This window comes from Mesorhizobium sp. CA16 (genome assembly GCF_020165175.1).
GTDB lineage: Bacteria > Pseudomonadota > Alphaproteobacteria > Rhizobiales > Rhizobiaceae > Mesorhizobium.
The window spans coordinates 151,626-168,340 of sequence record NZ_JAIUHP010000003.1; the positions used below are offsets into that span (position 1 = coordinate 151,626).

The 16,715-nt window shown below is 63.9% G+C and carries 24 protein-coding genes and 1 riboswitch; of the genes, 7 read left to right on the forward strand and 17 right to left on the reverse strand.

Translation table 11 applies throughout. From position 1 onward, the window contains the following. Window positions 1-8: 8 nt before the first annotated feature. Entirely contained in the window at window positions 9-311 is a 303-nt protein-coding gene (locus tag LB525_RS06645; RefSeq protein ID WP_224544031.1) for a DUF982 domain-containing protein, read from the forward strand. A gap of 63 nt (window positions 312-374) precedes the next feature. Here the strand turns inward: LB525_RS06645 and LB525_RS06650 are convergent, their stop codons facing one another. Further along, window positions 375-1,190, reverse strand: coding sequence for a sterol desaturase family protein (locus LB525_RS06650; protein ID WP_224544032.1), 816 nt, complete (start codon window positions 1,188-1,190; stop codon window positions 375-377). A gap of 241 nt (window positions 1,191-1,431) precedes the next feature. Between LB525_RS06650 and LB525_RS06655 the strand changes: the two genes are divergently transcribed. Next, a complete protein-coding gene (locus LB525_RS06655) occupies window positions 1,432-1,851 on the forward strand; it encodes a hypothetical protein (protein ID WP_224544033.1) in 420 nt (139 codons plus the stop codon). A gap of 8 nt (window positions 1,852-1,859) precedes the next feature. On the opposite strand, the gene LB525_RS06660 is transcribed toward LB525_RS06655, so the two are convergent. From LB525_RS06660 to LB525_RS06670, 3 genes are all read right to left on the reverse strand, one after another. Further along, a complete protein-coding gene (locus tag LB525_RS06660) occupies window positions 1,860-2,645 on the reverse strand; it encodes a GGDEF domain-containing protein (RefSeq protein WP_095767192.1) in 786 nt (261 codons plus the stop codon). A gap of 386 nt (window positions 2,646-3,031) precedes the next feature. Continuing rightward, on the reverse strand, window positions 3,032-3,964 hold the full coding sequence (locus tag LB525_RS06665; RefSeq protein WP_224544184.1) for a hypothetical protein: 933 nt from the start codon (window positions 3,962-3,964) through the stop codon (window positions 3,032-3,034). 207 nt (window positions 3,965-4,171) lie between these two features. Beyond that, window positions 4,172-4,681, reverse strand: coding sequence for a DinB family protein (locus LB525_RS06670; RefSeq protein ID WP_224544034.1), 510 nt, complete (start codon window positions 4,679-4,681; stop codon window positions 4,172-4,174). Window positions 4,682-4,742: 61 nt separating this feature from the next. On the opposite strand from LB525_RS06670, the gene LB525_RS06675 reads away from it, so the two are divergent. Together LB525_RS06675 and LB525_RS06680 are read left to right on the forward strand one after the other, a co-directional pair. Further along, on the forward strand, window positions 4,743-5,435 hold the full coding sequence (locus tag LB525_RS06675; protein WP_224544035.1) for a glutathione S-transferase family protein: 693 nt from the start codon (window positions 4,743-4,745) through the stop codon (window positions 5,433-5,435). 24 nt (window positions 5,436-5,459) lie between these two features. Next, window positions 5,460-5,756 (forward strand): DUF1905 domain-containing protein, encoded by a 297-nt coding sequence (locus LB525_RS06680; protein WP_224544036.1) that lies wholly within the window; start codon window positions 5,460-5,462, stop codon window positions 5,754-5,756. Window positions 5,757-5,800: 44 nt separating this feature from the next. Here LB525_RS06680 and LB525_RS06685 read toward each other — a convergent pair whose 3' ends face one another. Next, window positions 5,801-6,034 (reverse strand): hypothetical protein, encoded by a 234-nt coding sequence (locus LB525_RS06685; RefSeq protein ID WP_224524927.1) that lies wholly within the window; start codon window positions 6,032-6,034, stop codon window positions 5,801-5,803. Between the two features lie 157 nt (window positions 6,035-6,191). On the opposite strand from LB525_RS06685, the gene ndk reads away from it, so the two are divergent. Continuing rightward, the gene (gene ndk, locus LB525_RS06690) at window positions 6,192-6,614 is read left to right on the forward strand and encodes a nucleoside-diphosphate kinase (protein WP_027165590.1); all 423 of its coding nucleotides are present in this window, start codon (window positions 6,192-6,194) and stop codon (window positions 6,612-6,614) included. 164 nt (window positions 6,615-6,778) lie between these two features. Continuing rightward, window positions 6,779-7,021 carry a hypothetical protein gene (locus LB525_RS06695; protein ID WP_224544037.1) on the forward strand — a complete coding sequence of 81 codons (243 nt, stop codon included), beginning with the start codon at window positions 6,779-6,781 and terminating at the stop codon, window positions 7,019-7,021. Here LB525_RS06695 and LB525_RS06700 read toward each other — a convergent pair. From LB525_RS06700 to LB525_RS06745, 10 genes are all read right to left on the reverse strand, one after another. After that, the gene (locus LB525_RS06700; protein WP_224544038.1) at window positions 7,003-7,347 is read right to left on the reverse strand and encodes a DUF190 domain-containing protein; all 345 of its coding nucleotides are present in this window, start codon (window positions 7,345-7,347) and stop codon (window positions 7,003-7,005) included. The two genes, LB525_RS06695 and LB525_RS06700, sit on opposite strands and share 19 nt — an antisense overlap. 32 nt (window positions 7,348-7,379) lie before the next feature. Further along, entirely contained in the window at window positions 7,380-7,802 is a 423-nt protein-coding gene (crcB, locus tag LB525_RS06705; protein WP_224524929.1) for a fluoride efflux transporter CrcB, read from the reverse strand. Between the two features lie 18 nt (window positions 7,803-7,820). Continuing rightward, window positions 7,821-8,234, reverse strand: a complete 414-nt coding sequence (gene crcB, locus LB525_RS06710) for a fluoride efflux transporter CrcB (RefSeq protein ID WP_224524930.1) — start codon at window positions 8,232-8,234, stop codon at window positions 7,821-7,823. Window positions 8,235-8,332: 98 nt separating this feature from the next. Continuing rightward, a riboswitch (Fluoride riboswitch) is annotated at window positions 8,333-8,395 on the reverse strand. A gap of 404 nt (window positions 8,396-8,799) precedes the next feature. After that, complete coding sequence (locus tag LB525_RS06715) at window positions 8,800-9,069, reverse strand: hypothetical protein (protein WP_095767050.1); 270 nt, start codon at window positions 9,067-9,069, stop codon at window positions 8,800-8,802. A 181-nt stretch (window positions 9,070-9,250) separates the two neighbouring features. Further along, window positions 9,251-9,664 carry a YbaY family lipoprotein gene (locus tag LB525_RS06720; RefSeq protein ID WP_224544039.1) on the reverse strand — a complete coding sequence of 138 codons (414 nt, stop codon included), beginning with the start codon at window positions 9,662-9,664 and terminating at the stop codon, window positions 9,251-9,253. 134 nt (window positions 9,665-9,798) lie between these two features. Further along, the gene (locus LB525_RS06725) at window positions 9,799-10,278 is read right to left on the reverse strand and encodes a molybdenum cofactor biosynthesis protein MoaE (protein ID WP_224544040.1); all 480 of its coding nucleotides are present in this window, start codon (window positions 10,276-10,278) and stop codon (window positions 9,799-9,801) included. A gap of 1 nt (window position 10,279) precedes the next feature. After that, window positions 10,280-10,537, reverse strand: a complete 258-nt coding sequence (moaD, locus tag LB525_RS06730) for a molybdopterin converting factor subunit 1 (protein ID WP_095767047.1) — start codon at window positions 10,535-10,537, stop codon at window positions 10,280-10,282. Window positions 10,538-10,546: 9 nt separating this feature from the next. Then, window positions 10,547-11,143, reverse strand: coding sequence for a CDP-diacylglycerol--glycerol-3-phosphate 3-phosphatidyltransferase (pgsA, locus tag LB525_RS06735; RefSeq protein WP_095767046.1), 597 nt, complete (start codon window positions 11,141-11,143; stop codon window positions 10,547-10,549). 489 nt (window positions 11,144-11,632) lie between these two features. Next, window positions 11,633-13,723 carry an excinuclease ABC subunit UvrC gene (gene uvrC, locus LB525_RS06740; protein WP_224544041.1) on the reverse strand — a complete coding sequence of 697 codons (2,091 nt, stop codon included), beginning with the start codon at window positions 13,721-13,723 and terminating at the stop codon, window positions 11,633-11,635. After that, window positions 13,720-14,484 (reverse strand): SDR family oxidoreductase, encoded by a 765-nt coding sequence (locus LB525_RS06745; protein ID WP_224544042.1) that lies wholly within the window; start codon window positions 14,482-14,484, stop codon window positions 13,720-13,722. Before LB525_RS06745 ends, uvrC begins: the two co-directional genes overlap by 4 nt. A 414-nt stretch (window positions 14,485-14,898) precedes the next feature. Here LB525_RS06745 and LB525_RS06750 point away from each other — a divergent pair, with 414 nt between their 5' ends. After that, a complete protein-coding gene (locus LB525_RS06750) occupies window positions 14,899-15,546 on the forward strand; it encodes an outer membrane protein (protein ID WP_224544043.1) in 648 nt (215 codons plus the stop codon). A gap of 153 nt (window positions 15,547-15,699) precedes the next feature. Here LB525_RS06750 and LB525_RS06755 read toward each other — a convergent pair whose 3' ends face one another. Both LB525_RS06755 and LB525_RS06760 read right to left on the reverse strand, forming a co-directional pair. Then, the gene (locus tag LB525_RS06755; RefSeq protein WP_224544044.1) at window positions 15,700-16,113 is read right to left on the reverse strand and encodes a GFA family protein; all 414 of its coding nucleotides are present in this window, start codon (window positions 16,111-16,113) and stop codon (window positions 15,700-15,702) included. 86 nt (window positions 16,114-16,199) lie between these two features. Further along, window positions 16,200-16,577 (reverse strand): TfoX/Sxy family protein, encoded by a 378-nt coding sequence (locus tag LB525_RS06760; RefSeq protein WP_224544045.1) that lies wholly within the window; start codon window positions 16,575-16,577, stop codon window positions 16,200-16,202. Window positions 16,578-16,715: the final 138 nt, after the last annotated feature.

Sequence of the window (16,715 nt, forward strand, 5' to 3'; positions counted from 1 at the left end):
AGGTCCGAATGCACGACAGGACGTTCTTCACACCGGTCGCCCTCAGCGTCGGCGCCGGCCACAAGCGCATGATCGCCTCGCTGTTCGAGATGCATGATTTCCTGACCGAGTTCCCGCCGTCGCGCCGCCGCCTCAGCTATGGCGCCGCGGTGAAGGCCTGCGAGGCCGCGCGGAATGGAGAAATCCCGGTCGAGGTCGCGCGCGATGCGCTGATCACCTTCGCGGTGACGGCAGGCGTCTTGTGGCCTTCGGAGCAGCCGGTCGTCTCGGTCAAGCCGGTGGCGCGCGGCTATGGCGGCTTCGCCGCCTGAATTTTACAATAGAACACCGCCCTCCCGGAAAACCCGCCCTCAGTGGCGGGTTTTTCCGTGACGTCATTCCGGCTTGACGGCCGCCGGTAACGTTTCTGCGATCGGCGCGACCGGTTCGGCCGCGGTCACGAAGGGATAGACGAGCTGCTGGTGATAGAGCTGCGGCACCGGCTCGTCGATGCCGTATTTTTCCGGCATATGTTGCGGCATGAACAAGGTGCCGCCGATCAGATCGAGGACGGGCAACTGTCCGGCGAAGTTCTTGTCATAGGCCTGGCGTTCGTTGGCATGGTGCCAGTGATGAAACTGCGGCGAGGCAATCAGCCATCTCAGCGGCCCGAACTTGATGCGGGTGTTGGAGTGAATGAACACCGACTGCCAGTGATAGATCAGCACATAGATGAGAACCGCTTCGCCGGAAAAACCCAGGGCGAAGAGCGGCAGGAACGAAGCCGACTTGGTCAGGATCTGATCCACCGGATGCACGCGGTGGCCGGCCAGCCAGTCCATCTCCTCGATCGAGTGATGGATGGCGTGAAAACGCCACAGGAACGGCACCGCGTGAAAGGCGCGATGGGCAAAGTAGAAGCCTATATCGGCGATGAGCAGGGCCTCGATCGTCTGCGGCCATAAAGGCTGCGACCGGACGGCGGCCGAAAGCGCCTCGGGAACGACGCGCGGGATCACCAGCATCGCAGCGCCGATCACCAGCAACAGGCCGAACTTGATGACGATGCCGTTGAAGAGCAGATAGAAGACGTCGTTCAGCCAATGCCGGCGCGTGGCCGATTGCTCGGCATGCAGCGGCAGGAGCTGCTCGAGCGGAATGAAGATGAGGGCGATGACCAGCACCGCCTTGTAGTCGATGAGATCGAACACGGTCGCTCGCGGATCGGCTGAGGCCAGTCTCCGACACTAGCCGCCAAAGATGAACGGACCGTTGCTGGCATACGCGGCGCTGCGAAATCGCGTGAGAACTTTTCGACGGCTGCGTGAAACACCACACGGGCGGTTGCCGTTCACCATGTCAGTTGCGGACGCGCTTTAAGTCTTTGTTTTGATGCATGTCGTTGTCCCGGAACCGTTGCACACTTCCGGGCTACATGCATCGGGAGGGCGGATGTTTCTCGATCGCGAGCGTTTCAAGCCGGCGGCCGAAATGCGGCTTGGCCGGGACAAGTCGTCGATCCGAGTGACGATTACCGATCCGAAGGCGTGCGAACTCGGCGAAGCCGTCTATGCCTGGGTCACCACCGACGGCAAGGCGGTCAGGATCGGCACCTGCGGCGCCTCGGCGGGCAAGCGCCTGCTTTCCTATCCCGGCTACATCAATCGCAGCCTCACGGGCCGCGGCGGCGCGACGCCCAAATGGGAAGCGCTGAAGTGGCTGAACCTGCTCGCCGAACACGGCATGCTGATGGCGGTGGTGCATCAGCCGGAGCCGACCCCGACCGCGGCGGGCCCGGTCAGGCCCTATCTCGATGTCGAGCGCCAGCTGATCCGCCAGCACAGGCCGCTGCTCAACCGCAGGCACCGTTGACCTCGGATTCAGTGGACCGTGCCGGCGGCATCGCCCGCCGGCCCGCCGCGCGGAATCTCGAAGCTCACCTGGTCGCGGCCATTGGACTTGGCCTTGTAGAGATGGCGGTCGGCGACCTGGAACATGTCATGGTAGGTGGTCGGGCCGCTGAAGGCGGTACCGCCGATGCTCACGGAAAGCGGCCAGGGCCGGCCGCCCGGCGCAAACTCGGCCTCGCGGATGCGGCGCCTGATGGATTCGGCGACCAGAAAGGAGCGTGCGGCGTCGGCGCCGGGCAGGAAGACCGCGAATTCCTCGCCGCCGATGCGTCCGACAATGTCGGCGCCGTGCAGTTGCCCCTTGATCGTCGCGGCGATCAACCTCAGCGCCTGGTCGCCGCAATCGTGACCGAGGCGGTCGTTGATCGATTTGAAGTGATCGGCATCGACGATCAGCAGCGCGCCGGTGTCGGCGACCGTTTGGTCGCGCGCCCGCTCGAGATAGGCTTCGACCAGCATCGAGAAGGCACCGCGATTGAAGACCGCCGTCAGGCTGTCGGTCGCAGCAATGACGCCGAGTTCCTTCTGCGTGATGGCCAGCTGGCGCATCTTCCACATCAGGAAGAACAGGAAGGAGCCGCCAAGGACAAGCGGCAGGAAAAGGTCCGTGAGTTGCGCCCAAAGCAGCGCCTGCGGCGACAGCGAGGGGAAATTGAAGGAATCGACGAAGAAAGCGGCGGCAATGAAAAAGGCGGTACCGGCGGCGGTGACCACCACGACCCTGCCCCAACTTGTCGGGGACAAATCGATGCGCATGCCCTTTGCTCCCACTGCAACACGCTTATTGTGGAGCGCGAGCGCAAAAGAAGTCCTAACATATTAGCTTCAATGCAAGTGTGGTTAACACGCCGTCGGCACCGCCTGCGGTGGGGGCAAGCAGAAAGCCACCACGGAAGGCTCTCCGACTGGCCGGAGGCCTCGTCAGGCACCGCCGGCCGCAGCCGGCAACGCGGCAGGAGTGCCGCAGAGCCTCACGGCCGGTCCGATGCTCCCGGTTGGCCGTTGGCTGCATGGTATTGCCCCGCTGCAACCGGTCGATTGTCCAGCGGGAGAACAATATCGGCTTCAATGCAAGCTCGGTGCGCGCAGCAATAACGCGAACGGCAGGCCCGCCTCCACGGCGGCGGGCTCTGCTTTTCCTTTTAGTGGGCTGTCGAGCTGCCCGAACCACCCACGGTGCCACCGATTCCACCGGTCGAGGTATTGCCGGAACCTATGGTGGAGCCGGCGGCCGAGCCGCCGATGCCGGCGTTGAAGCCGCCGGAGCCGCCCACCGTGCCGGTGCCGCCGACGCCGCCCGTCGCACCAAACGAGGTACCAGTGTTGGGGATGATTGTGCCTGTGGCACCACCAATCGAGCCGCTGGTGCCGGCGTTCAAGCCGCCGGCGCCGCCACCCACGGAGCCGGTACCGACGACGCCACCGGTCGCACCGAACGAGGTGCCGGTGGTTGTATCCATGGCACCGCCAATCGAGCCGCTGGTGCCGGCGTTCAAACCACCGCCGCCTACTGTGCCGACGCCGCCGATGCTGCCCGTCTCACCGAACGGGGTGCCGGTGGTCGTGCCCATGGCATCGCCAATCGAGCCGCTGGTGCCGGCGTTCAAACCACCGCCGCCTACTGTGCCGACGCCAACGATGCTGCCCGTCGCACCGAATGGGGTGCCGGTGGTCGTGCCCATGGCACCGCCAATCGAGCCGCTGGTGCCGGCGTTTAAGCCGCTGGCGCCGCCCACCGTGTCGGTGACGCCGATGCCGCCGGTCGCACCGAACGAGATGCCTGTCCCGGTAGTCGTGCCCGCGACGCCGCCGATCGAGCCAGTAGTGCCGGCGTTGAAGCCGCCGGTGCCGCCCACGCCGACGCCGCCGATGCTGCTGCCAAAGCCAGTGCCGAGACCGGTTGAGCCACCCATCGAGGAGCCCGTGCCGGTGCCCGCGCCGCCCGGGTTACCCGCCGCGACGCCAGTGTTGCCAATACCAAAGCCGATGTCGAGACCAGCGGCATTCGCCGGCACGGCGAGAATGGCGATGCCGCCGATCAATGTGCCGGCGATTTTTTCTACGATACCATTCATGGCATTCTCCTTCGTTGCCACTTTTTTTGCACTGCATCGCCGGACTGCCGGGTCCGTGCGCATGCCTGTGCGAGAGGGAATGAAGGGAATACGAACGGGCTCGGTCAGGGTTCCATTTTTTCAAGGTAAAATTCGCTGATTACGCGTCTTCCTTGATGGTTGAGTTTGATCGAAAATCGGCTCGCGGAAAGCTGGACGGTACAGCGCTCAGGCGTAGGCGCGACCTTCCTCGGAGCGCTGGAACAGTGCCAGGTCGAGCGACACCGAAGGCCGGCCGAGCACCGTGAGCACCATATGCGCCTGGCCGCGATGGTGGGTCTGGTGGTTGAAGAAATGGCCGAGCGCCGGCGAAAGGCGCTGCGAGACGGTGCGCATGTCGACGGTCATGTAGGAGAAACGGCCGGCGAGCGCCTTGTCGCCGATCCCGCCCATCCAGTCGACGATCCTTCTGTCCTCGGCCTCGCGCGCCAGCCTCAGGGCCGGCAAAGCGTCGTAGAGCATGGCGGCGGTGTTCGAAGGCGCGTCGCCCTCGCCGGTGAAGCGCTTCATCCAGACGCGGTCGACGGCGAGCAGATGGTTGAGCGTGCCGAGCATCGAGCCGAAGACGGCGCCGACGTCGCGACCGAGCTCGTCTTCGGCAAGATCGGCGGCGGCATCGTAGAGACGGCCATTGGCCCATTGATTGTAGGCCGCAAACATCATGAAATGCTGCTTCATTCTTCCCACCCGGCTTGACCCGAATCCGGGCCCTTCGTAACCCGCAGCAACGGACCCGCCAATGACCATTCTGCTCTATGACCTCGTCGGCCATGACGTCGCCCGCCCGTTCAGCCCGCATTGCTGGAAGACCAAGATGGCACTGGCGCATAAGGGACTTGCCGCCACCGACGTGCCGACGCGCTTCCTGGAGGTGCCGAAAGTCGAAGGCGGCGTGTCGAAGACGGTGCCGGTGATCCGCGACGGCGAGCGGGTTGTCGCCGATTCCTTCGCCATCGCGCTCTATCTCGACGAAGCCTATCCGGAACGGCCGACGCTGTTTTCCGGCGAAGGCGGCAAGGCGATGGCACGCTTCATCGAGCGCTGGTCGCAGCTCACCATACACCCCTACATCGCGACGGTGGCGCTGACCGATCTGCATGCGATGCAGGACGAACCGAACGCTGCCTATTTCCGCGAGAATCGCGAGCAGCGCTATGGCAAGCGCCTGGAAGACGTCGTGGCCAACCGCGATGCCGGGCTCCCGGCCTTCCGCGCCGCGCTGGAGCCGCTGCGCTCGACACTCGCCTACCAGCCTTTCATCGGCGGCGAGGCGCCGCTGTTTGCCGATTACATCGTGTTCGGGGCGCTGCAATGGGGCCGCATCGCCTCGCCTTTCCGGTTGCTCGACGACGGCGACAGCATCGCCCGCTGGTTCGAGCGCTGTCTCGACCTGCATGGCGGGATCGGCCGGCAGGTCGCGGCGGCGGCGTGAAGACCGCGAGTGTTGGGGGCTGGCATGTTGCGCTATGAGATGCGGGCCGAGATTTGGGTCTACCCCGGCAAGGGCGGCTGGCATTTCGTGACACTACCGTTGGAGTTCGCGGCACGGATCAAGGCGGCGATGACGGGGCTGGCGCGCCCTTGGGGCTCGCTCGGCATCACGGCGGCGATCGGCAAGACCAGGTGGCAAACATCACTCTTTCCCGACAAGGCGTCCGGCAGCCTTCTGTTGCCGGTCAAGGCCTCGGTGCGCCAGCGCGAAGGTCTCAAGGCAGGGGATTCGCCGAAGCTGACCATTGAGGTCGAGCTTTAGACTGAAGCCGACCGGTCAAAATCCCTGTGCAGTGCCATTCGCGTCTATTTTGACGCGTCCTTGTCGCGCGCGTCCCCGTTCGGCGCATTGCCGTCGGCCAGCCTCACGCAGATCGGATCGCCCTGTTCCATGCGCACGCACTGCCATTCCGGGCCGAAGCCGAAATTCTGCTCTGCGCGCTGCGGGAAGAACAGCAGGGCGAAGACAGCCAAGGCAAGAACCACGGCCACTAAGACAATGCCCGCCATGTCGCCGCGACTGAGATAGGGCCAGTTCATCGCCTCGGCTCCAAGCTGCGTCCAGCGCGTTCGCAGCCGTCCAATTATCCCGCAAAGCGCTCGCCTTGACCAGAAGCCGCCTCCCCTTGGCAAGCCGCCGGGCGGCTTGTATAGAGCCCGCCACTCCAATTTCCATTCCCACAACAAGGACGACCCTATGGCGATCGAACGCACCTTCTCCATGATCAAGCCGGACGCGACCAGGCGCAACCTGACGGGCGCCATCACCAAAATGCTGGAAGACGCCGGCCTGCGCGTCATCGCATCGCGCCGCGTGTGGATGAGCCGCCGCGAGGCGGAAGGGTTCTACGCCGTCCACAAGGATCGCCCGTTCTTCGGCGAGCTGGTGGAATTCATGTCGTCGGCGCCGACCATCGTGCAGGTGCTGGAGGGCGAGAACGCCATCGCCAAGAACCGCGAAGTGATGGGCGCCACCAATCCGGCGAACGCCGCCGAGGGCACCATCCGCAAGGTCCATGCACTGTCGATCGGCGAGAATTCGGTGCATGGCTCGGACGCGCCCGAAACCGCCGCGCAGGAGATCAAGTACTGGTTCTCGGACACTGAGATCGTCGGCTGAGGCGCAAGCTCGAGTTTCACGGAACGGCCCGCTCCAGCGGGCCGTTTTTGTTTGCAACGGGTGGTCACATCCGCCGCCTGCCCTAGGTTCAGCGAAATTGGCAAAAGTAGCGCTGGGCGTCGACGGCTGTGAGCCGCGCTTCCGCCGAACCGAGGGAGGGAGGCATGATCAAGCCTCATGTTTCTGAAAGTGGCCTTGCCTATCCGGATGACCTCGCCCTGTTGAAGCGTATTTATGACGAGGTCTGCGAGGAGCGCGGCATCGTCTTAGGCAGTCCCGAGGCGTCGGACTTGGCGATAGAGGCGATGAGACTGTTTTCCGCCGGTGTCTTCGATGAAGCGGCCATCGGCCGCCATCTCCGAGGCGGTGACGGGGAGATCGGGGGAGTTCAGTCCCCGTCGCCGTAGCGGATGACTTCCACCTTCTCCCGGGTGATCAGGCAGCTCTTCGTCCTGGTCAGTGCCTTGATCTCGGGGATCAGCGCCTCGATCTTCTCCGGCGCGTCGACGATCTCGACGACGATGGGCAAATCCTGCGACAGGCGCAGGATCTTGGCGGTGTGGAGCACGCTGGAGCGGCCGAAGCCGAGTGGCCCCCTCAGCACCGTGGCGCCGGCCATGCCGGTCTCGCGCGCCTTGATCATGATCGCTTCATGCAGCGGCTTGCCGTCGGCCGCCCTGTCGTCCTCGCCGAAGAATATCCTGAGCAGCGCGCATTGCGCGGGAAGTTCCATGTTCTCTTCTCCCTGATCACCTGTGTGGCCCATCACCTATTGGCCGACTGCCTGTCGACCGGCAGGCGGTTGAGCCTGGACGCCGTGAGATAGCCCAGCCACGCGGCGGCGAGCGACAGGCCGACCACACTGATGAGATAGGTCGCGGCCAGCGGCAAGTCGCCCTCGAACAGCAGAGTGAAGGTGTCGAGGCTCATCGCTGAGAACGTGGTGAGGCCGCCGCAGAAGCCGGCTATGACGAAGTTGCGCCCGGCCTGCCCGACCATCAGGCGGCCGTCCGGCCCGGTCAGCGTGGCGAAAGCCATGATGATCCAGGAGCCGACGACATTGACGAAAGCGGTCGACCAAAGCGCATTCAGGCCGAGCAGGGAGACGATGACATAGCCCGACAGGAAGCGGGCCAGCGAGCCGATCGCCGCGCCGCAGCCGACCGCCAGATAAAGCCGCATTGCCATCTGCCTGTCCACCATCGCTCAGCCCGCAGCCCCGATGGATGAACCAAACACCCACACCACCGCCCAGAAGCCAAGGGCGACGAACAGCACGCACAGAGCCGACGACGCGACGACATTGAAGGCGGCCAGCCGCCCCTCGCCTTCGAGCGCCAGGTTGAGCGTCTGCAGGCAGAAGGACGACACCGTGGTGTAGCCGCCGAACAGGCCGACGACGATCAGGTCGCGCACGAGATCGCTGGCGAAGACGCCGCCGACCGAGCGTGCCGCGCCGGCGAAGGCGCCGATGGCCAGGGCGCCGGAAACATTGACCAACAACGTGCCCCAGGGAAAGGTCTCGCCGATGGAACGGCCGACCACGCCGGAGAGGAAAAAGCGGGAAATGCCGCCGAAGAAACCGCCGATCAGGACCAGGGCGCAAGCCGCAAGGGTCATCGCTTCAATGCCTTTCCAAACGCGATCCCAAACCGGAATCACCTCACAAGAACAGGCACGAAGCGGAGCGGAAAAACAAATCCTGCCGCGCGAGAGCACGCCTGGCAGGAGTCATCAGCCCATAAGGGCGGTTTCGGGGGAACCCCATCCCCATTTTCGAGGGAAGCTAGGCGGTTGCAACAGCGTGGTCAATTGCGGCGTGCTTGAATGACGGACAGAACCGTTGAGACGGTCCGGAATGCTAGTGGCACTGCACAGGGATTTTGACCGGTCGGCTCTGTTTGCGTTGGCAGGCGGCATGCGTTGGAGATTGGCCGAAACGCCCATCGCGATCGTCATTCCAGGGCGGAGCAGGAGCGAAGCTCCGTCGCGAAGACCCTGGAATCCATGCCGTTACCTTCGCCAAGGATCGCAACGGAACAGAATTCTGCACCGTGGCGGCGCTGCCAAGTCACGGAATGGATTCTATGGTCTGCGCGCGTCGCTTCGCTCCTTGCTCCGCCATAGAATGACGAGGTTGGGGCGGCTTGCTCATAAAACCCGCCGGCCCCCGGCGGGCAGAACGTCATTTGGCTTGACGGTCTTTCACATTCGCATGGGCGTTCGCTGCCTCGGTATCGGTAGACGGCGTCTTCGTCTCCTCACCGGTGAACGGACTGCCCTGTCCAGGCGCAAGGTCGCCGCTGTGGCCGGCCTTGTTGGTCTGGAACGGCTGGCTGTCAGGGCTGAGGCCATGCTGCTCGGCATTGAACAGATGGTCGTCCGCCCGTGCAACGCCGGCAAAGGCAATCAGCGATACACCCGCGGCTGCGAGGATGAGCGTGCGCTTTTTCATGTCTGGTCTCCTTTGAGTGGCCAGATCGAGCCCGCGCATTCGGTCTGGCGGCTTAAGTGAAGGGACATTGTCCCTTTGCCTGCCCGCCATCTGCATAGGTGAACGCCCGGCGTTGCCGGTTTATTCCGGAGAAAACGGTGTCTAGGCACAAAAGTTGCGCGGTCGGGCTCGGCGCGCGACGTCAGCGCGCCATTCTCAGCAGAACCGTCTGAGGCTTGCCCGCCAGCGGATCGACCTGATGACTTGCACCGGCAACGAACATCAGCCGTTCGCCAACGGTGATACGCGCCTGCAGCGTATAGGTCCGGCCCTTCTGGATCGCCTTGGGATCGAAACCGATGTCGAACCTGATCGGCACCTGGCCGGTGGGCGCTATCCTGCGCCTGGCGACCACGGTTGCCGGTGCATCGGCCAGCGAAACATCGGCGAGCTCGACCACGAGCACGGCGTCGGGCGGCAGCGCGATGCGCTCGCGGTAGGTCACCTCGCCCGCGATCGTCCTTTCGCCGGCCTTGGTCGCTTCCGGCACGGCAAGCACGCCGACCACCAGCGGCACCAGCCCGAAGATGAAGAATTCCGCGATGCGGTCCAGCATGAGATTGCTCCCGCCAAGCAAATCAAACCACCCGGCAGGCTTGGGAAGGATTGCGGTCGTTCGATGGCCGAACGGGAGTTTTTTCTGATGCATGTCGTTGCCCAGAACCGCTGCACAGTTCTGGGCGACATGCATTATTCGCCCTGTTTCTTCCAACGCTCCGCAGCTTGATCGTCGGCTTCCTTGGCCTCAACCCAACCGCCCTCGGAGCCGTCGGCGCGGTGTTCCTTCTTCCAGAAGGGCGCACGCGACTTCAGGTAGTCCATCAGGAAATTCGCCGCCTCGAAGGCCGCCTGCCGGTGCGGTGAGGCCGCGACCACCAGCACGATATTCTCGCCCGGCGCTATCTTGCCGTGGCGATGGATGACGGTGAGCCCCTGCAGCGGCCAGCGCCCGGCGGCCTCGGCGGCGATGCGGCCGATCTCGGCCTCCGCCATGCCGGGATAGTGCTCAAGCTCGAGCGCCGAGAGCGCGCCCTGCTCGTCACGGCAAAGGCCGGAAAAAGTGACCACGGCGCCGATATCGGTCCGGCCTTTGGTCAGGCCGGCGATCTCGGCGGCGACGTCGAAGTCCTCGCGCTGGATGCGGATGGCAGGCACGACCGCGCCGGCCATGTCAGCCCCCGGTCATCGGCGGGAACAGGGCGATCTCGCGCGCGCCTTCGATCTTCTCGCGATGGCCGACATGCTCCTGGTTGATGGCGACGCGGATGACGTCCGGGTATTGCAGCGCGTTCTCATACTCCTCGCCGCGCGACTTCAGCCAGCGCAGCAGATCGGCGACCGTCTCGATGCCGGCAGGCAAGTCGACGTCCTCTTCCGGCTTGCCGATCCGCTCGCGCACCCAGGCGAAATAGATGAGTTTCGTCGACATCCGCGCTTCCTATTCGTCCATGATGTGCTTGAGGCCGGCGCGGAAATAGTCGTAGCCGGTGTAGAGCGTGACAAGTGCCGCAACCCACAGCAGCACGAGGCCGATCTGCGTGGTCAGCGGAAAGATCTTGTCGCCGGCCGGGCCGACCAGCAGGAAGGCGATGGCGACCATCTGTATGGTGGTCTTCCATTTGGCGAGCTGGGTCACCGGCACCGACACTTTCAAGGCGGCCAGATATTCGCGCAGCCCCGAAACAAGGATCTCGCGGCACAGGATGATGATTGCAGCCCACAGCGACCAGCCGGCGATGCCGCCATGGCGGTCGGTGTCGGCGGCAAGCAGGAGCAGGCAGGTTGCGACCAGCAATTTGTCGGCGATCGGGTCGAGCATCTTGCCGATGTTAGAGGTCTGCTGCCAGGCGCGCGCGAAATAGCCGTCAAAGTAATCGGTGATCGAGGCAAGCAGGAAAATGACCAGGGCCGACCAGCGGGCGAAGTCGGACGACTTCAGGTGGCCTTCAAGAAAAAAGCACAGCACGACCAGCGGCACCGCGATGATGCGGGCATAGGTAAGGATGTTCGGCAGGTTGAACGCGCGCTGTGCCATGTCGTCTCGGGAAATCTCCACCGCCAGACGTACTCAAATCAGAAGCCAATGTAGGGGGTCAACAGCCGAGATTCGATTGACCAGGGAAAAATGGCGTGAAGGTCGGCGTGAAGCACCTCTCTCTGGTCTGGGCATTCCACGTCAGAGGCAGAGATTGGCAACTTCGATGTATACTCTTCTTGCAACGTTGGGATTGGCGAAGCCTAAGCAACTTCGTCATCCACGGGCGGAGCGGGAGCGAAGCGGACGCGCAGACCCGAGGATCCATTCCGTGACCTCGCGCGGACTGCAACGGAGCAGAACGGAGGTTTTCTGAACCGCTGCAACGCGTAGAGGTCACGGAATGGCTTCCAGGGTCTGCGCCGCGTCGCTGCGCTCCTTGCTCCGCCCTGGAATGACAACGTGGTGGGCGTTTGAGCTAATCGCCAAGGTGCAACATCCTTCACCACACCGACGCCTTGGTCAACCTTCCGTGCGCGTGACCAGCCCTCAGCTCTCGTGGAAGTGATTGTAGACCAGCTTCGCCACGTGCTCCGAAATGCCGTCGACCTTGACAAGGTCCTCGACCGCGGCGCGGCTGACCGCTTTGGCGGTGCCGAAGGCGTGGAGCAGCGCGCGCTTGCGGCCGGGACCGATGCCGGCGATCTCGTCGAGCGGGCTTTTGACCATCTCCTTCTTGCGGCGGGCGCGGTGGGAGCCGATGGCGAAACGGTGCACCTCGTCGCGCAGGCGTTGGACGAAATAGAGCACCGGATCGCGCACCGGCAGCATGAAAGAGTCCCTGCCCTTGACGAAGAAGCGCTCGCGGCCGGCGTCGCGGTCCGGGCCCTTGGCGATACCGATGGCCACCACCCTGTCCTCGACGCCGAGATCGGCAAGAATCTGGCGCACGGCCGTCATCTGGCCCTGGCCGCCGTCGATCAGGATAACATCCGGCCAGGCCGGGAAGCCGCCATTGCCGGCGACCAGATCCTCCTCGCCGGCTTCGTCCTCGACGGCCGAGCCGGGCTGGACGTCGCCATGCTCCTTGAGCAGCCGCGAAAAGCGCCGCTGCATCACTTCGCGCATCATGCCGAAATCGTCGCCCGGCGTGATCTCGGTGGAGCGGATGTTGAATTTCCGGTACTGGTTCTTCACGAAACCTTCCGGTCCGGCGACGACCATGGCGCCGACCGCGTTGGTACCCATGATGTGCGAGTTGTCGTAGACCTCGATGCGCACCGGCGGCTTTGCCAGGCCGAAAGTCTCGGCGAAGCCGGCGAGCAGCCGCGCCTGCGTCGAGGTCTCGGCCAACCTGCGGCCAAGCGCCTCGCGCGCGTTCTGCAGCGCGTGGTCTGTCAGTTCCTTCTTCTCGCCGCGCTGCGGCACCGAAATCGTAATCTTGCGACCGGCATGCGTGGAGAGCGCCTCAGCGAGCAGTTCCTGTTCCTGCGCGGCCTGGGAAAGCAGCAGCGTGCGCGCCGGCAGTTTGTCGTCATAGAATTGCGCCAGGAACGAGCCCAGCACCTCCGCCGGCTCCAGCGCCGGATCGGCCTTGGGGAAATAGGCGCGGTTGCCCCAGTTCTGACCGGTGCGGAAGAAGAATACCTGGATACAGGTCTGTCCGCCCTCCTGGTGGATGGCGAAGACGTCGGCCTCCTCGACCGTCTGCGGGTTGATGCCCTGATGTGCCTGCACATGCGAGAGCGCCGCAAGCCGGTCGCGGTAGATGGCGGCGCGCTCGAAATCGAGTTCTTCGGAGGCCTGCTGCATGGCGGCCGAGATTTCGGTCTTCACCTTCTGGCTGCGGCCGGAGAGGAAGTCCTTGGCCTCGGCGACCAGCTCGGCATAGCCCTGATGCGAGATCTCGCCGGTGCAAGGCCCGGCGCAGCGCTTGATCTGATAGAGCAGGCACGGCCTTGTGCGGTTCTCGTAGAAAGAGTTGGTGCAGCTTCGAAGCAGGAAGGCGCGCTGCAGCGAATTGATGGTGCGCCCGACGGCGCCGGCGGAAGCGAAGGGGCCGAAATAGTCGCCTTTTCGCGAGCGCGCGCCGCGATGCTTGTAGATGCCCGGCGAGACATGATCGCCGGTCAAGAGGATATAGGGGAAGGACTTGTCGTCCCGCATCAGCACGTTGAAACGGGGCCTCAGCCGCTTGATGAGGTTGGCCTCGAGCAGCAGCGCCTCGATCTCGGTGCGGGTGACGACGAATTCCATCGTCGCCGTCTCGCGCACCATGCGGCCGATGCGGGCGGTGTGGAAGCGCCCCTGCGCGTAATTGGTGACGCGCTTCTTCAGGCTGCGCGCCTTGCCGACATAGAGAACGTCGCCGGCGGCGTTCATCATGCGATAGACGCCGGGCTGGTTGGGCAGCCGCTTGACCAGGGTCTGGATCACCTCGGCGCCGACCATCCCGTCGGCGTCGCCGGCATGCGGCGTCCAGTCGATGGCCGTGAAGGCGACCTCGGGGCCGGACGGCAAAGGCTCGGCCTCGACGATCTCCTCCGCCGCCTCGTCCTCAACGTCCATATCAGGGTCGATGTCGGGCGGCAGATCGTCGGCGGCGCTGTTTCGTTTGTCTCTTTGGGCTACGGGACTCATTCCACCATGCCTGTCACATCGGGCGTCTGCCACGAAAGATGCTGGCCGCCATCGAGCGCGATCATCTGGCCGGTCACCGAGCGTGCCTGCCACAGATAGCGGATCGTGGCGCCGAATTCGGGCAATTGCGGGCCGCGCTTCAGGATCAGGCCCTCGACCTGGCTTTCGAAATCATCGTCATCCTGGCGCTTGTTCTTCAGTGTCGGGCCGGGGCCTATGGCGTTGACGCGGATGCGCGGTCCGAGCGCCTGCGCAAGCATTTGCGTTTGCGTCCACAGAGCCGATTTCGACAGCGCATAAGAGAAATAGCGCGGCGTCGGCCGCCAGACGCGCTGGTCGATGATGTTGACGATCAGCCCGTCCCCGTCTTGCGGCAGCGCGCGGGCAAAGGTCTGCGCCAAAAGCGCCGGCGCCTTCACGTGGATGGCGAAGTGGCGGTCCCAGGCTTGCCAGTCGAAATCCTCGACGCGATCGTCGACGAACAAGGAAGCGTTGTTGACCAGCAGCGTGACGGGTCCGAGCGCCGCCTGCGCGCGACCGACAAGATCACCCACGGCATCCATGTCGGTGAGATCGGCGGCGACAACGGCGGCGCGGCCGCCACCGGCCACGATCTTCTTTGCCAGCGCCTCAGCCTCGTTGCCGGAGCGATTGGCGTGGATGGCGACCGCAAAGCTATTGGCGGCCAGATCCTCGACGATCGCCTTGCCGATCCGCCTTGCTCCACCCGTCACCAGCGCGACGGTCGTGGCTTGTCTCATGGTGTCAATCCTCAATCGGCTTCACGATTCCGGGAAGCCGGCACAATGTGACGGGCCAAGCGTTAAATGCCATTTCCACCTGGGGCAGGAATGTGGCGAAGCGGCCCGGACGCGCCTCCGCCCCATCGGATTCGGGGCGCCGTTCACGGCAATATATGTCGCCGGACCCCTTGAACCAAGCGGTGTGCAGCGCAACATGATTAGCCTGCTGACATTCGCTGTTGCGAAGATGCAACGTCAACTTTCGGCCTTATTCGCGCCGGGGAATGACCCAAGTTCAGGTTCGCTTCAGCCGCATTTCAGCACGACATTTGGAACCGTTGAGCGCCAAGCCCGTTTATCCCCCCGGACGGGCCGGGGCGTTTCATGAACAAAAAAAGCCTAAGTGTCTTGTGGCTTAAGGAGAGTATAACAATGAAGACCAATCTCAAATTCGCGCCGCTTGCCGCTGCGCTCGGGCTGTTCGCCTTTGCTGGCACCGCCTTTGCGGCTGACGTCGTTTCCGAAGAGCCGCCGGCTCCCGCCCCGGTTGCGGAGCTTCCGATCGCTTCCTGGGCTGGCCCCTATGCCGGTATTAGCCTGGGCTACGGTTTCGGCGGGCATGCCGACTTCCGCTCCGGCGGTCCGGATGTCAAGACCAAGGGCTTCGTCGGCGGCGTGTTCGGCGGCTACAACTGGCAGCAGGATAACTTCGTCTACGGTGCTGAAGCCGATCTCGGCTACAACGGCGTCAAGGGCGACAGCGCCGGCATCCGCGCCAAGGGCGGTGTCGACGGTTCGCTGCGCGCCCGCCTCGGCTATGCAGTGACCCCGGAAATCCTGCTCTATGGCACTGGCGGTCTCGCTGCCAAGAACCAGAAGGTGGAAGCTCCCGGAGTTAGCGACAGCAAGGCCATGCTCGGCTGGACGGCCGGCGTCGGCACCGACATCAAGATCACGGACAACGTGTTCGGCCGCGTCGAGTACCGCTACACCGATTACGGCGACAAGGACTTTGACGGCTTCGGCAACGTCAAGTCGAAGGACAACCGCGTCACCTTCGGCGTCGGTATGAAGTTCTAAGTCGTAGAAGCCACGACACGAAAAAGCCGGGCCTTGAGCCCGGCTTTTTTTGTGTTTGCAATCCTGTCCTTCTGCCCTTGTCGGGAGCTTGCCGGTTTCGAGAAGTTTGAGCGAGCAGGCAACAAAATTCACGCGAGCCGTATCGCCCACATTTCAAGGAGTCACGGTCGACGGCGCCTGCTGGAAATCCTCATGGACCGGAATCGACTGCAGCCGGTCGAGCCATTTTGCTCTTGAGCGCATCATGACTTGCGCATCCGCACGGTACTCGCCCGGGTCGTCCAGCGTGGCGGCGTGGACATGGACCTCGGCAGGCCATCGGTCGGAGCGGAAGTAGAGCCTCGCGCCGCAGGACGGGCAGAAACCGCGAAAAGTATTCGGGCTGCTTTCATAGTGCCTGATGTCGCCGCTCCAGCTCAGCTTGTCCGGCTTCATTCCCAGAAAGGCCGTGAAGGGGGCGGATGTCGCCCGCTGACAGTCGGTACAGTGACAGACCAGGTTGCGCGTAATCTCGCCCGAATAGGTCCAGGCCACAGCACCGCACATGCAATGCCCATTGAGTGCCATTGCTTCCTCCCCTGGCCGTGCGTTCCTCGAGGCCAACTCAACAACACTGACACATCGCGGTCCGCAAGGCCGATGCGACGAGCGGCTTACGCGCGTTTCTTTGCGACCTTGGCGGGTTTGACCTTCGGCGGCAAAGTTTCGACGAATGCCAGCGCAAGGCCGAGCCAGCCACGGAGATCCGCCTCCGTGGCTGTGCCTTCCGGCGCGACATGGACATAACCTTCCATCGAGCGCCCGCCCATTTCCATCGGGCTTGCATGGGGCCGTGCGACTGCGGCCGCATGCGCGGCCTTGCCGACACGCACCAGCAAGCCGCGTTTCGACGTGCCGATCAGCATGTTGCCGTCGATCATGAAGCAGGTGCCGCCGAACATTTTCTGCTCGGTGAAGGCGCGCCGGCCGAGCGCCGCACGCAGACGCTCGACCATGGGGTCGGGCGCGAGGCCAGTTGAGGGCTTTGCCATGTCACCACTCCGACTTGGGCGGTGTCAGGCAAGCATGGAAGAGAATGGGATTCAAGGTGGTCTTCCCCTTCTCCCCTTGTGGGAGAAGGTGGCCGAGCGAAGCTCGGACGGATGAGGGGTGCTCCAGCTTGACGCATT

What these genes read in the sequence shown, in the direction of transcription:
- LB525_RS06645 (WP_224544031.1), top strand. Translation starts at nt 9, where the DNA reads ATGCACGACAGGACGTTCTTCACACCGGTCGCCCTCAGCGTCGGCGCC.
- LB525_RS06655 (WP_224544033.1), top strand. Translation starts at nt 1,432, where the DNA reads ATGTTTCTCGATCGCGAGCGTTTCAAGCCGGCGGCCGAAATGCGGCTT.
- LB525_RS06660 (WP_095767192.1), bottom strand. Translation starts at nt 2,645, where the DNA reads ATGCGCATCGATTTGTCCCCGACAAGTTGGGGCAGGGTCGTGGTGGTC.
- LB525_RS06665 (WP_224544184.1), bottom strand. Translation starts at nt 3,964, where the DNA reads ATGAATGGTATCGTAGAAAAAATCGCCGGCACATTGATCGGCGGCATC.
- LB525_RS06670 (WP_224544034.1), bottom strand. Translation starts at nt 4,681, where the DNA reads ATGAAGCAGCATTTCATGATGTTTGCGGCCTACAATCAATGGGCCAAT.
- LB525_RS06675 (WP_224544035.1), top strand. Translation starts at nt 4,743, where the DNA reads ATGACCATTCTGCTCTATGACCTCGTCGGCCATGACGTCGCCCGCCCG.
- LB525_RS06680 (WP_224544036.1), top strand. Translation starts at nt 5,460, where the DNA reads ATGTTGCGCTATGAGATGCGGGCCGAGATTTGGGTCTACCCCGGCAAG.
- LB525_RS06685 (WP_224524927.1), bottom strand. Translation starts at nt 6,034, where the DNA reads ATGAACTGGCCCTATCTCAGTCGCGGCGACATGGCGGGCATTGTCTTA.
- ndk (WP_027165590.1), top strand. Translation starts at nt 6,192, where the DNA reads ATGGCGATCGAACGCACCTTCTCCATGATCAAGCCGGACGCGACCAGG.
- LB525_RS06695 (WP_224544037.1), top strand. Translation starts at nt 6,779, where the DNA reads ATGATCAAGCCTCATGTTTCTGAAAGTGGCCTTGCCTATCCGGATGAC.
- LB525_RS06700 (WP_224544038.1), bottom strand. Translation starts at nt 7,347, where the DNA reads ATGGAACTTCCCGCGCAATGCGCGCTGCTCAGGATATTCTTCGGCGAG.
- crcB (WP_224524929.1), bottom strand. Translation starts at nt 7,802, where the DNA reads ATGGCAATGCGGCTTTATCTGGCGGTCGGCTGCGGCGCGGCGATCGGC.
- crcB (WP_224524930.1), bottom strand. Translation starts at nt 8,234, where the DNA reads ATGACCCTTGCGGCTTGCGCCCTGGTCCTGATCGGCGGTTTCTTCGGC.
- LB525_RS06715 (WP_095767050.1), bottom strand. Translation starts at nt 9,069, where the DNA reads ATGAAAAAGCGCACGCTCATCCTCGCAGCCGCGGGTGTATCGCTGATT.
- LB525_RS06720 (WP_224544039.1), bottom strand. Translation starts at nt 9,664, where the DNA reads ATGCTGGACCGCATCGCGGAATTCTTCATCTTCGGGCTGGTGCCGCTG.
- LB525_RS06725 (WP_224544040.1), bottom strand. Translation starts at nt 10,278, where the DNA reads ATGGCCGGCGCGGTCGTGCCTGCCATCCGCATCCAGCGCGAGGACTTC.
- moaD (WP_095767047.1), bottom strand. Translation starts at nt 10,537, where the DNA reads ATGTCGACGAAACTCATCTATTTCGCCTGGGTGCGCGAGCGGATCGGC.
- pgsA (WP_095767046.1), bottom strand. Translation starts at nt 11,143, where the DNA reads ATGGCACAGCGCGCGTTCAACCTGCCGAACATCCTTACCTATGCCCGC.
- uvrC (WP_224544041.1), bottom strand. Translation starts at nt 13,723, where the DNA reads ATGAGTCCCGTAGCCCAAAGAGACAAACGAAACAGCGCCGCCGACGAT.
- LB525_RS06745 (WP_224544042.1), bottom strand. Translation starts at nt 14,484, where the DNA reads ATGAGACAAGCCACGACCGTCGCGCTGGTGACGGGTGGAGCAAGGCGG.
- LB525_RS06750 (WP_224544043.1), top strand. Translation starts at nt 14,899, where the DNA reads ATGAAGACCAATCTCAAATTCGCGCCGCTTGCCGCTGCGCTCGGGCTG.
- LB525_RS06755 (WP_224544044.1), bottom strand. Translation starts at nt 16,113, where the DNA reads ATGGCACTCAATGGGCATTGCATGTGCGGTGCTGTGGCCTGGACCTAT.
- LB525_RS06760 (WP_224544045.1), bottom strand. Translation starts at nt 16,577, where the DNA reads ATGGCAAAGCCCTCAACTGGCCTCGCGCCCGACCCCATGGTCGAGCGT.